This is a genomic window from Streptomyces sp. NPDC048106 (genome assembly GCF_040706415.1).
In the GTDB taxonomy this organism is placed as follows: domain Bacteria; phylum Actinomycetota; class Actinomycetes; order Streptomycetales; family Streptomycetaceae; genus Streptomyces.
On the sequence record NZ_JBEZND010000036.1, the window covers coordinates 83,485 to 95,586 of the forward strand.

At 70.2% G+C, this 12,102-nt stretch carries 12 protein-coding genes and 1 pseudogene; 4 read left to right on the forward strand and 9 right to left on the reverse strand.

Features of this window, described 5'->3' with window-relative positions; translation table 11 throughout:
* Nucleotides 1–7 precede the first annotated feature (7 nt).
* Complete coding sequence (locus AB0927_RS30075; RefSeq protein ID WP_366670904.1) at nucleotides 8–613, forward strand: helix-turn-helix domain-containing protein; 606 nt, start codon at nucleotides 8–10, stop codon at nucleotides 611–613.
* Here the strand turns inward: AB0927_RS30075 and AB0927_RS30080 are convergent.
* A pseudogene (locus AB0927_RS30080) lies at nucleotides 614–838 on the reverse strand (transposase); the annotation flags it as partial.
* Nucleotides 839–1,226: 388 nt separating this feature from the next.
* On the opposite strand from AB0927_RS30080, the gene AB0927_RS30085 reads away from it, so the two are divergent.
* Nucleotides 1,227–1,613 carry a peptidase inhibitor family I36 protein gene (locus AB0927_RS30085; protein ID WP_366670905.1) on the forward strand — a complete coding sequence of 129 codons (387 nt, stop codon included), beginning with the start codon at nucleotides 1,227–1,229 and terminating at the stop codon, nucleotides 1,611–1,613.
* 244 nt (nucleotides 1,614–1,857) lie between these two features.
* Here AB0927_RS30085 and AB0927_RS30090 read toward each other — a convergent pair whose 3' ends face one another.
* From AB0927_RS30090 to AB0927_RS30105, 4 genes are all read right to left on the reverse strand, one after another.
* Complete coding sequence (locus tag AB0927_RS30090) at nucleotides 1,858–3,534, reverse strand: LCP family protein (RefSeq protein ID WP_366670906.1); 1,677 nt, start codon at nucleotides 3,532–3,534, stop codon at nucleotides 1,858–1,860.
* Nucleotides 3,535–3,710: 176 nt separating this feature from the next.
* Nucleotides 3,711–4,424 (reverse strand): hypothetical protein, encoded by a 714-nt coding sequence (locus AB0927_RS30095; RefSeq protein WP_366670907.1) that lies wholly within the window; start codon nucleotides 4,422–4,424, stop codon nucleotides 3,711–3,713.
* A 61-nt stretch (nucleotides 4,425–4,485) separates the two neighbouring features.
* Nucleotides 4,486–4,995 (reverse strand): SigE family RNA polymerase sigma factor, encoded by a 510-nt coding sequence (locus AB0927_RS30100; RefSeq protein WP_366670908.1) that lies wholly within the window; start codon nucleotides 4,993–4,995, stop codon nucleotides 4,486–4,488.
* Nucleotides 4,996–5,376: 381 nt separating this feature from the next.
* Nucleotides 5,377–5,814, reverse strand: coding sequence for a nuclear transport factor 2 family protein (locus AB0927_RS30105; protein WP_366670909.1), 438 nt, complete (start codon nucleotides 5,812–5,814; stop codon nucleotides 5,377–5,379).
* Nucleotides 5,815–6,009: 195 nt separating this feature from the next.
* Here AB0927_RS30105 and AB0927_RS30110 point away from each other — a divergent pair, with 195 nt between their 5' ends.
* Nucleotides 6,010–6,909, forward strand: a complete 900-nt coding sequence (locus AB0927_RS30110; protein ID WP_366670910.1) for a helix-turn-helix transcriptional regulator — start codon at nucleotides 6,010–6,012, stop codon at nucleotides 6,907–6,909.
* A 611-nt stretch (nucleotides 6,910–7,520) separates the two neighbouring features.
* Here AB0927_RS30110 and AB0927_RS30115 read toward each other — a convergent pair.
* On the reverse strand, nucleotides 7,521–8,261 hold the full coding sequence (locus AB0927_RS30115; RefSeq protein WP_366670911.1) for a DUF1963 domain-containing protein: 741 nt from the start codon (nucleotides 8,259–8,261) through the stop codon (nucleotides 7,521–7,523).
* A 355-nt stretch (nucleotides 8,262–8,616) separates the two neighbouring features.
* Nucleotides 8,617–9,195, reverse strand: a complete 579-nt coding sequence (locus tag AB0927_RS30120) for a helix-turn-helix domain-containing protein (RefSeq protein ID WP_366670912.1) — start codon at nucleotides 9,193–9,195, stop codon at nucleotides 8,617–8,619.
* Nucleotides 9,196–9,283: 88 nt separating this feature from the next.
* On the opposite strand from AB0927_RS30120, the gene AB0927_RS30125 reads away from it, so the two are divergent.
* Nucleotides 9,284–10,165, forward strand: a complete 882-nt coding sequence (locus tag AB0927_RS30125) for an SDR family oxidoreductase (protein WP_366670913.1) — start codon at nucleotides 9,284–9,286, stop codon at nucleotides 10,163–10,165.
* Nucleotides 10,166–10,422: 257 nt separating this feature from the next.
* On the opposite strand, the gene AB0927_RS30130 is transcribed toward AB0927_RS30125, so the two are convergent.
* Both AB0927_RS30130 and AB0927_RS30135 read right to left on the reverse strand, forming a co-directional pair.
* On the reverse strand, nucleotides 10,423–10,977 hold the full coding sequence (locus tag AB0927_RS30130; protein ID WP_366670914.1) for a hypothetical protein: 555 nt from the start codon (nucleotides 10,975–10,977) through the stop codon (nucleotides 10,423–10,425).
* A 291-nt stretch (nucleotides 10,978–11,268) separates the two neighbouring features.
* Entirely contained in the window at nucleotides 11,269–12,000 is a 732-nt protein-coding gene (locus tag AB0927_RS30135; RefSeq protein WP_366670915.1) for a 2OG-Fe(II) oxygenase, read from the reverse strand.
* Between the last annotated feature and the right edge of the window lie 102 nt (nucleotides 12,001–12,102).

Here is a 12,102-nt window from a genome sequence, read left to right on the forward strand (position 1 = left end):
CCGCCGTATGCCGAAGATCAACGCCGCCACCGTCGCCGAGCACCGTGCCCAGCAACGCGCCACGCTGATCCAGGCCGCCGTCGACGTCCTCGTCGAGCAGGGCGCCGCCGCCGTCACCCCGGCCGCGGTCGGCGCCCGCGCCGGGCTCGCCCGCTCCAGCTTCTACCAGTACTTCCCCTCCGCCGCCGCCCTCCTCGCCTCCATCGTCGAAGAGGCGTTCACCGCCGCCGACACCGCCACCACCGAGGCCCTCGCCGACATCCACGAACCCGCCCAACGACTGGACGCCTTCGTCCGCACCGAACTCCACCTCGCCGCCCAAGGCGCCCACCGCCCCGCCAAAGCACTCCTGCAGGCCGACCTCCCGCCCGAGTGCCTGGCCCGCGTCCATGAACTCCACCGCCGCCACTACTCCCCCCTCCAAGCCGCGATCGCTGCCCTGACCGGAGCAGCCGACGCCCCGGAACTGATCGGCCAGCTCGTCGGCGGCACCGTCCAGGCCGCCATGACCGCCGTCGAACACGGCGCCGACCCCGCCCGTGTCGCCGACCGCACCCTTGCCCTCCTTCGCCACGGACTGACCCAGCCGACCGCCGACCGGCCACCCGCGTGATCACCTCTCCGCCTCGCGCAGCCACAGGATCAGCGACGCGACAACAACGCCCGCCTGGTAGCGGGCGGCGAGCTTGTCGAACCTGGTGGCGATCGCCCGGAACCGCTTGAGGCGGGCGAAGCACCGCTCCACGACGTTGCGGTCGCGGTAGTTCTCCTTGCCGAAGGTGGGCGGACGGCCACCCAAGCGCCCCCGGCGCCGGCGGTTGGCCTCTTGGTCACGGCGCGCGCGTGCGGCGCAGCCCACGCACGGGCCCTGGCGGCGGAAGGGAACGCGCCGAGTGCGGAGTGCCGTGTCGCCGGATACCTCGGTGAGGTGTGGCCGGGCTCGTCATTCCGGCCGGGCGGGGCCGTCGTCACCGGACCGCTGGACGGCGCCGGCCCGGCTCTCTTTGGGAGGAGGGCGCGCGTGCCCGTGCAGTCGTACCGACCCCGACACGACACCGTGCCCCGCTTCGCCTCGCTTTCCCCTTAAAGGGCGGTTTACCGGTCTTGTCCTTGCTTGTGGTTCCGTCGCCGTGGCGTCCTCGTGAGCACACGATCCCGCCGAACCTCCCCTTGTTCCGGCTGGCACGGCCGCCCGGGACGTGCGGGGAGGAGAAGGAGTCCATGGCATGCGCCGATTCCGCTCACTCACCCTTGCCGCCGTCGCGCTGGCCGCCGCCCTCGGGGGCGTACCCGTCGCAGCCTCGGCCGCGACGCCCGCGCCCACGGTTCACCGGGCCGCCTTCAGCTGCTCCCCGGGGTACTTCTGCATCTACAGCGACTACAACGGCGGAGGATCCCGCTGCCAGTGGCAGCAGGACAGCAAGGCCAACACCGCCGACGACTGTTCCTTCATCCGGAACAACAAGAACGTCCGCTCCCTGTGGAACGGAACCGGGCACCGGGTCCAGTACTACACGAACACCAACTACAACAACCGCGTCGGCTCCACCGCGGCCGGCCACGGCGGCAACCTGCAAGGCTCCTACCAGATCCGTTCGTTCAAGCCGCAGTAAGCAGTCCGCTCCCCCCTGTGGACGGTGCACGTGTCCACAGGGGCACGGCGGTGGTATACGGGCTCTGCTACCGGGTCATGCCCCACGTCCATACCGGCGGCGGGGACCCATCCCGGCTCGGCCACCAGCAGGCTGAACCCCTGTTCCGCGAGGCCCGCGACGACATGACGGAAGCCGGCGCACGCAGCCGCCGCGAGCAGAGCTGTCCCGGTCGCCCTCCGAGCAGTGCCCGGGGCCCGGAGGCTTACGGCGCAGAGTCCTTCACGTTCTTGGCAAGGGCGTACGCCTCGGTCGGGGAGGTGCTGGACGGCGGGTGGTCCTCGCTGGTGGGCATACCGTTGGCGTCCAGCCCGATGACGTTGTTGTAGGGGCTGACCGTCGCGCACTTCTTGGTGTCGCCGGTCTGCTGGTGGGAGCCGTTCAGAGCCACCTGGGTGTCGACGTGCGTCGGAGTCCGCTTGCCGCCTGGGAAGGTGTCGCCGGTCGTCCAATCGGTGCCGATGAGCAGCACGATCTGGGAACCGGTGCCCTGCTCGACCGCCCTGGACGGGAGGCCGAGCGCCTTGGCGACCGCCTGGGCCTGCGCCTTCCGCCCGGCCGGGTAGGTCAGCGAGGTGGCGGTGGAGAAAGTCCCGTTACCCGAGTCGGTCTCCTTGCTGAAGCCCTCGTCGATCAGTGCCTGGGCGATCACCGCCCCCCGGTGGTACACCCCGGTGCCGTTCTCGACGTGGACGGCGACCGAAGCGGCGGAGATCGGGCTGGCGGCTGCCGAGGGGGTGCCCTTCTTGCCGGTGGACGCGGTGAGCGACTCGTCGTCCGCGATGGTCCTGAACATCTCCTTGGCACCCGGGCCGATCAGCGTCTGGGACCCGCCACCCGGCAGGTCGACGTCCTGGGTCTGCATGGTGGCCCAGGTGATCCGGCTGGCGGGCACCTTGTTGAGGTCGAGGGCCAGGTCGATGAGCTTGTTGGGAGAATCCAGGCTGTTGTCGACGGTCAGCGCCTTGGTTGCGGCGTTGGCTATGCCCCACATCTTCGACGGGCTGCTCAGCGTGCCCTTGCTCTTCATCTGGTTGAGGAGGGCGTTGAGGAAGATGTGCTGGGCGTCGGTCCGGCCGCGGCTGTCGCTGGAGTCACCGAAGCCGTGCCGGGTCCGCACGAACTCCAGCGCGGCATCACCTTTCAGCGTGTGCGACCCCTCCTTCAGCTTCAGGTGGCTGTAGGGGTCGTAGACGTTCTTGTTGACGCAGACGCGTGTCCCGCCGACCGCGTTGGACATCGCCACCACGCCGGCGAAATCGATCATCATGAAGTGGTCGATGGGTATCCCGGTGAGCTGGTGCACCGCGACGACGCTGCAGCCGGGGCCGCCGTTCAGCGCCGAGTTGATCTGGACGCGGGTCTGCGCCGGCATGCTCGGGTGTCCCGGGTCGTGGCAGCCGCTCCAGTCGGTCCGCAGGTCGCGGGGGATGCTCATCACCGTGGCGTTGGACCGGTCGGCGGATATGTGGACGATCATCTCTACGTCCGCTCGGGCACCGCCGGCCGTTCCGCAAGCGCCCCCGAGCTTGCAGTCCGCGGCGCTGTTACGGGCGTCGGATCCGATGACCAGGATATTGATCGGGCTGCGTCCGAACGCGTCGACCTTCTCGTGCCCGGCGCCGTCCTTGCCGTTGGCGGACAGATCGTCGGACTTGATGTTGCTGTTCAGCTTCCAGTACGCGTACGCGGCAGTGCCGACGCCGAGCACCAGCACGAACCCGAGCGACAGCCCGACGATCTTGAGCGCGCGCCTTCTGTCAGGCTTCTTCCTGGCTCTGCGCATGGCAGCCCTGCCACCGTCGACCGACTTCGCCGGATCCGCTTTCTCGGCCGTGATCCGGCCGATGGCGTGCCTCCGTGATCTGAGGGGCTGTGTCATGAGAACTTCCTCGTACCTTCAGGAGGCGACGAACGGAAACCATCCATAAGTGGGACTCGTAGAAAGCAAGTTGGGTTGCGCACCGGCGCGAGCGCGGGCGCGGGCGGACAGTCGCCGAACGCCGGGGGATCTGCCCGCCGTGATCGTGTCGGCCCGTCACACGGCCGCCGCGGGCGTTACTGCCACTGCGGACTGGTTGCGATGGCTCGCAGTTGGGCCAGTGTCAGGACCGGCGTGGAACGGGTCGAGGGGGCGTTCTGGCTCGTCCCCTGCCACTCCATGAGGGTGACGTAGAGCCCGTCAGGATGCAGGACGTTCACCGCCATGTGCCCGGGGCCCGTTCCGGGTGGTGCCTGCCGGGACTCGATCAGGGTTCCGTCGGCCAGGGGTGTCGTGCCGGCGAAGACGTGGCTGCGGATCGCGGTGGTGGAGGCCTGGCGGGAAACGTGCACTTCGAGCAGCGACTTGCCGTGGCCGTCGTCCACCCATAGCTGTCCGGCCTGTCGGCCGCCGGGCGGGCCGGTGTGGGTCAGGCCGGTCGGCAGCAGCGCGATCAGGGTGGCAAGGGCGCGGTCGGCGGGCAGTGTGCCGGTGAAGGTCGGCTTCGGGGTGGCGGATGCGGTGGCCGAGCCGGTTGTGGCCGAGGCCGCCGGACCGGCGATCGTGTGGTGGGTTGTCCGTCCGTCGGACAGCAGTCCGGGAACGGCCGCCGCGCCGAGCCCGACGAGCGCGAGTACGGCTGCTCCGCTCACGCCGACGGCCGTGGCGCGGCGCCGCCGCCTGCGCCGGCCGTTGCGGACACCGGCCTGTACAAGTGACGAGGTGTTGGGCGGCTCGAAGGTCAGGAGGGTGGTGCGAAGGGCTTCGGTGAAGTCTTCTTCGATGGGCATGGCGGGTCACCGCGTTTCGGGGATCGGTGATGAGGGCGAGGTAGGTGCCGCGGCACCGGGGTCAGGGGCTGACGAGCTCGGACAGGTCGTGGCCCAGAAGGTCCCGGATCCGGGTGAGTGCGCGCATGCTCTGGTTGCGTACCGCGCCCGGCCGGACCTGAAGGATCGCGGCTGTCTGCTCGACGCTGCGGTCCTCCCAGTAGCGCAGGAGCAGCACGGCCCGGTCCCGGGCTGAGAGTCGGCCGAGAGCGTCGAGCAACGTGACCCGCAGCGTGGCGTCGTGCTCGGTGACGGCGCCGGAGTCCGGAAGGGCGCCGATGGGCTGCTCCGAACTGCTGCGCCGGCGGCGGTAGGACAGGTAGGTCCGTACGAGGACGGTGTGGGTGTAGGCCGCTGGGTCGTCTATCTGCGCGATCTTGCGCCAGTTGGCATACATGCGGCCCAGCGTGTCCTGCACCAGGTCCTCCGCGAGGTGTACATCACCGCTGGTGAGGACACACGCAGAGCGGAACAGAGGTGCGGATCGCGCAGCGGCGAACGCCATGAATTCCTCGTCGTACCGGCGCTTCATCCCAGATCCTGTTCGTCGTCCACACTCTGTAGACGCTGTGGCAGCAGGGTTACGTCCCACCCGGAGAAGCAGAAATCCGGAGGCCTCAGGCGGCCTTCCCTTCGGCGACGTTGGCGTCGGACCTGAGCGTCAGGTTCTGCTGAAGTGAAGGTCGCGGATCAGGCGGTCGGTCTGGAGGTGGCCAGCTCGTATCGGACCGGCACAAGGTCGACGGGATGTCATGATTTCCCTTCGCTGTGTGGTGCACGTGGCTGGTCGCGGTGTCGCTGATGTGGACAGGGGTGTCATCGACGCGACGGCCTGGGCCTGGGCTGGGGATGGGTCGGCCGAGCTGCTCGCGCTGCCGTGAGGCAATGCGGCCCGAATCCTGACGAGATGCCGTCATCGGCGGGTGCCGGTCTCGGCGCGCGCGTAGAACGCGGCGAGCTCGTGGGGGTTCTTGGTGTAGACGTCGATCTCGCGCACCGTGCCGTCCTCGACCCGGTGGATCTCGACCATGGTCAGCGGGAACTCCTCACCGGTGGTGTGGGCCGTGAGCGTTCCGGTGAGCCTTCCGATGACGCCGGCCGGGCCTTCGAACACCTCGGCATCCGTGATGGCGACGTTGGCGTAGCCCGTCATCGCGCCCAGGATCGACCGTACGAACACCTCGCGGCCCTGGTGCACACCTCCGTAGGGAAGCTGCGTCGGCTCGTCGACGATCACCTCGGGGGCGAGCCTGGCCAGGACACCCGGCACGTCGCCCTTGCTCAACGCGTCATACAGCCCTCGCACGACCTGCGCGGGACTCTCGGCCGGCGTCGTCATCTGGTTGCTCATCCTGCGTGCCCTTCGGTTTTGTTCCGGTACGGGAAAGGTCCGCCGGCCCGGGCGCATGCGTCCTCGCACCGGTCGGGCCCCAGACGATCGGGGCACGCACCATGCAACGGCAGAAGGCCGTGACGGAGGAGTTTCCGCTGTGAGAGGTACTGGCAGGGTCCCTCACCGCTCGCGTGGCCTGCCTACCCTGTCGTCATGGACAACCGGGACGCAGTCAGCGCCTTCCTCCGCTCCCGACGCGACAAGATCACCCCCGAGCAGGCGGGGCTGCCGGTCTACGGTCAGCGGCGGGTGCCCGGACTGCGCAGGGGCGAGGTCGCCGCGCTCGCCGGGGTGAGCGTCGAGTACTACACGCGCCTGGAGCGCGGCAACCTCCAAGGGGTCTCCGACAGCGTGCTGGACGCCCTTGCCCAGGCCCTGCGGCTGGATGCCACCGAGCGCATGTACCTGTACGACCTCGCCCGCGCCGCCGGACCGGCGCCCCTGGCGCGGGCCCGGCAGCGGGAGGTCCGGCCGACGGTGAGGCCGGGCGTGACACGGATCGTCGAAGGCATGCCGGAGATGCCGGCGTTCGTGATGAACAACCGCCTCGACACGCTGGCCGCCAATTCGCTGGGCCGTGCCCTGTACTCGGAGATGTACGCCGATCCGACCTGCGGGGCGAACGTCGCCCGGTTCGCGTTCTTCAATCCGGCAGCCAGGCGGTTCTACACCGACTGGGAGCGCATGGCCCGCTTCGCCGTGGGTGCGCTGCGTGTCGAGGCGGGCAAACGCCCCTACGACCGGGAACTGTCGAACCTGATCGGTGAACTGTCCACCCGCAGTGACACCTTCCGCGTGATGTGGGCGTCCCACGACGTGCATGTCTTCCGTGAGAGCACCAAACGCCTCAACCATCCGCTCGTCGGCGACCTGGAACTCGATCAGGAGACCATGAGTCTGCCGGACGGAAGCGGCCTGAGCGTGGTCGTCTACAGCGCGCCTCCCAAGACCGCCGCCGAGGACGGCCTGAAGCTGCTCGCCAGTTGGTCCGCCACGACCGTACAGGTGCAGAACGCGCAACCCGCGAGCAAACCCTCGACCCGGCGGCCCTGACGGGGCGACACCTGCCCGAAGAGCCGCACCCCGCTGCGAGGCGCGGAGGGCATCGTCACCCGCCCGCACCGGGCGGCTGCCCACTGGCTCAGGCGCCGGCCAATGCGGGGCCGGAGCAGCACGGTTCCGTCCCGTCCGGAAGCGCGGGCGGACGGGACGCCGCGGGCGGCGGGGCGGCTGAGGACACCAGCGGGAGCGGGCGGCGCGAGCGGAGGCCGGAGCGGAACCACGTAGCCACCGCCTGCGGCCCCGGATCCGCCGGCCAAAGAAGCGGTTCTCCGAGGCCATGGGCGAATCGGCCGGGGCCGAGTCCGGGCTCGGCCCCGGCCTTCATGGCCGGCACGGCCGACCGCGACGGCAGATCACCAGCACCCGGAACAACGACTCAGCGAAGTGCGAGGCGGGCTGAAGGAGCAGAACCGAAGGACTCGACGCTGCGCGTGCTGCGGACCGGGAGCTGATCCGGGCACTCGGGCTGAGCGACGAGACGGCGAGCACCGGGCGGTGGCCGACGTGGTCGGAGAGCGCGCCGGCCACCGTCAGGTCGCACCGGGCGCGCGGGTGGAGTCGAGCGGCCTCCGCGAGGAGTGTGTCCCGGACCTGAGGTTACGTCAGCCGACCATGTCGTAGTGGGCCCGGGCCCTGGCGAAGTGGCCCTCGGCCAGGTCATCCCGGCGAATCACCCATTGGAGGAGGCCCAGATCGCCTTCGATCAGTCCCCCGCCCCCGATCTCCGCGAGCAGCACCCAGTCGTCCGGGCCGTCGCCAGGCCCCGTGGTGGGATCGTTGTTCCAGACCCACGGGTAGCCGCCGATCTGCACCGGTCCGCCGCCCTGCATCTGGTCGCTGATCTCCCACCACACGTCACCCAGCTCCTCCCCATGTGGGAATTCCTCGCTTTCATCAGCGCGGTTGGGCAGCGAGGGATCGATCCGCAGATACAGATCCCGGGCCGGGTGGACCTGCGGCGCCCGCTCGCCGTCCGGACCGCGTTCGACGACGGGCTTGCCGGCCGGGACATGGACGAGCCGGGACCATTCGACGTTGCCCCACGGGTTCGCCGTGGCCGCGAAGAAGAGGAGCGTGCCGTCCTTCGGGAGCGGGAGGTTCGTCGCACCTGGCGGGATGGCCGCGAGGTCGACCGACGCGAGGAACGGCAGGTCTGGAACGGGCTCGTCCTCGGGCATCGGCGGCAGCCCGCCGATCCGTCCGGCCACGGGGCCCTCGGGCGGTGTCTGACCAGGGTGGCCCAGCGTCGCGCAGGGTCGGACGGTGCCGAGCCACCGCTCGACCTCGTCCTCCGGTATGCCACGGCCGCGGGCTTCGTCGCGGAAAGGCTCCATCGATGTCATGTTCCATCTCATTTCGCAGAAAAGGTCATGATGTGGCCCGGGCCGACGGGCGCTTCAGGCGGAGGGGTGGTCATCCGTCCGGAGACCGTGCACCGCTACGCGGACTTGTCGGCGCCCAACCCGCGCCCCCTCGCCGGACCGCGGCGCGCCTGTCGGTCCGGATTGTTGAACTCACGAGCAGAGGCTAGGGGGTGGCGCTGACAATGACCTGCCTGTCGGCGTCCGCATAGGCGTGAGCCGAGGTGTGCCGGCGGGCGCTGGTGACACCCCGTCACGGGCAGCGGCGTGGGTCGTGTCCGGGCGGCCGGCCCTCCGGGTTGGCGGGAGTCGACCGGTTGCAGGCGCGCGGTGTCGGTCAGGCCAGCGACGAGGCTGCCTCGCGCAGCTCTTCCAGGGCTGCCAGTGCGTGCGGCGCGAGCCCTTCCGCATCGTCGCGATCGCCTTCGCACCACTGGGCGTAGCCCCGCTTGAACGCGAGAACTCCCAGTTCGGCCGCGAGATGCGCGGTCGGCCCGGGGACACCACGGGCGAGGAGCGCGGCCGTCATGGCGGCGGCGAGACCGACGCTCTTGAGGAGCTCGCGCTCCTGAAGTTCGGTACTGGCGGCCACCGCTGCTTCGAGGCGGGGGCCGAGTTCGCGGTTGGCCGGTCCCATGGCACTGGAGGCGCGTTCAAGGCCGGCCGCCACCGCCTGAAGCGGGGGGACGTTCGCGGGTGCCTCGGCGATGCCCTCGGAGAGCAGCCTGCTGAGCGTTTCCTGACCGGCGACGAGGATCTCGCGCTTGTCGGAGAAGTGCCGGAAGAAGGTGCTCTTGGTGACGCCGGCGCGCTCGGCGATCTGCATCACCGTCGTGGCGTCGTATCCCTGCTCGGTGAACAGGTCGACGGCCGCGACGATCAGTCGCTGAGTCGCCCCTGGTTGCCATCTGGCCATGAGAACAGGATAAGCGATGGGACTTCAGTCCCATCACCATGTAGGGTCAGTGACGGGACAAAGGTCCCATCACTTTCCGGGAGGGCACATGCACGTCTTCGTCACCGGCGGCACCGGCACCATCGGTTCCGCCGTCGTCACCGAACTGCTCGGCAACGGCCACACCGTCCTCGCACTGGCTCGCTCGGACGATTCCGCGAAGGCCCTCCGGAGCGCCGGCGCCGAGGTGCTGCGAGGAGACCTCGCGGACCTCGACGTCCTGCGGCACGGTGCCGCGCGGTCCGACGGCGTGATCAGCCTGGCGTTCGGACGCGACTACGCCAGTCCCGACGCACTCGCGCGGGCCATCGCCGAGGAAAGCGCCGCTCTCACCACGCTGGGACAGGAACTCATCGGCAGCGACCGCCCCATCGTCACGGTCTCGGGCACCCCCTGGTTGCCCGGGCGCGCCAGCACCGAGGCCGATCCGCTGCCGACCGACGGACCGGTGGGCGGCAGGAGCCGTTCGGTCACGGCGCTGCTGGACCTCGCCTCACACGGTCTGCGCAGTATGGCCGTCCGCATGCCGCGCACGGTCCACAACGGGGGCCAGGGCGGATTCGCCGGCCTGCTGACCGCTGCGGCGCGCCGCACCGGCGTGGCCGGATACCCCGGCGACGGCACCCAGCGCTGGCCGGCCGTGCACGCACTCGACGCGGCGGCCCTGTTCCGCCTCGTCCTCGAATCGGCGCCGGCCGGGACGGCCTGGCACGCCGTCGCCGACGAGGGCGACACGGTACGGGCCATCGCGACGGTCATCGGCCGGCGGCTGGGCCTGCCGGTGAAGCAGGTCCCTGAGGAGACCTTCGGCCCGTTCGGCCCGATCTTCGCCATGGACCAGCCGGCCTCCAGCGCCCACACCCGCGAGGCCCTCGGGTGGCGGCCCACCCACCCCAGCCTTCTGGAAGACCTGGAGAACCTCCAGCCCTGACACAGGCCGGTTCGCGGGCCGCCCTGCGCCGCGGTGGCATGATCAGGCCGTGTGCTGGTACGTCGGGCAGGTGATGTCTCCGGCGCCGCTGCCCCGCAGGAAGGCGTTCCCGTCGAGGGCCGCGAGGGAAGAAAAGGCAAGCCCAGCCGTTCTACGAGGCCACAGTCGGCCAGCAAGCCGCAGCCGAAGGAGATCAGGCGGCGCATCCAGGTCCGCCCAGTGGCCGGCCTCCGTCCATCCGGTCTGCTTCGGGCACGTCACCCCGCGGGCGAGTGGGTGGTCACCCAGCGGCCGTCGACGACCCAGGTGCCGCCGTCGGCAGTGGCGCCGCGCAGGCCGTCCAGGATCCCTGGTCCGACGAGTGCAGGGAGCCGGGAGTCCTGGAGGGAGGCGAACGCGAACGTGCGGGCCGGGTTCCAGTCGGTGGAGCGGCGCAGGCGGCGGGCGAGTTGCGCGAAGCCGAGCAGGGCCGCGGCCATCACCCACGCGTCGGGCCCTGGCGTGGTCAGCCGTGTGGCGGGCCGCAGCCAGGAGGCTGCCTCCTCTGGCCAGCTGACAACGGTGAGAACCTTGCCGCGCCGTGCCGTCCACGCTTCGGCGACGGCGTGGGCGGCCTCGCGGGATGCCTCGTCCCGGCTGTGCCCGATGGCGAGGAGCTCGATCCGGGATCTCGGTTGCGTCAGCAAGGCGATGAGGGTGGCGAGTTCGACGTCGGTGTGCCGTGCGGGCGGGAGCAGGTCGGGGTGGTCGGCCTGCTGTGCGGTCCGGATCAGGGGTGAGCCGGGTTTCTCCCGGCCGGCGGGGATGGTCATGGTGTGGTGGCGTTTCCTCGGGTCGCTTTCCAGCGGGTGTACTGGGCGGGCAGGCAGACGGCGCAGGGCCGGTACCCGGCGGTGATCGCGGTGCCTCGTTGGCGAAGAACACCCGGTGCTTCACGTAGTGCCCGCGACCAATGGCTCGTAGCGCGGACGGACAGTCAAGACGTCCGTAGAGGAGCGTGCGGCGGTATCCACCCAACGTGCCGGGAACTGAACCGCGGTATGGCCGGCCATCCGGCCCCAGGAGGGTGTAGGTCCGTTCCCGCGGCCCGGTCGGCGCCTCGGTCATGCTGCGTCGTGGAAGACGAGTCCGAGCGTGCGCCGCCGTCCGGTGCGCACCATGCTCACCCCGTGCCGCATCGGCCCGTTCGACCAACCTCTCTTCAGGGCCACCGGACGGTCCCGCGTGGTGAAGATCAGCCCGTGGCCCTGGGGAACGGTGGTGGACGAACCCCTCGACTGCGCGCGGGGACGCTGCTCGGTCATGATGAACTCGCCACCGGTGAAGTCCGTACCGGGGGCGTCGAGGCCGATGACGACCTGGAGCGGGAAGAGCATCTCGCCGAACACGTCGCGGTGCAGGGCGTTCCAGTCGCCGGGACCGTAGCGCAGCAGGATCTGGGCGGACCTGGCCTGACCTGCCTCGTGGCACATCTCCACCCATGTCGCGAGGTCGTCCGGCCAGGGTGCCGGCCGGCCCAGCTTGCCGGCCCAGTCGCGGGCCACGGGCAACAGCTTCGGGTAGAACGCCGCGCGCAGTTGGGCGATCACCTCGGGCAGGTCGTGGGTGAAGTAGCGGTACTGGCCGGAGCCGAAGCGGTGCCGGGCCATGTCTACGGTGGTGCGGAAGTACTCCTCCCGGTCGTACAGGTCCGCGATCTCCCGGCACTCGCCGGGGGTGAGCAACAGGCCGGTGAGTGCATTGCCGAGTTCGTCGAGCTCGTCGGCCAGGGCTTTCCAGTCCTGGCGTTCGATCTGTTCGGCCAGGTGTCCGGTGGGGGTGACGGTGTCCTTCATGGCGGGGTCCTAGTAGTGCTTTGTTAGGTCGTGTCGTAGGGCTGCCATGGGGTGGGTTGTCGGCAGGTGGGGCAAGTGCCGGTCCAGGTGGCCAGCAGGTGC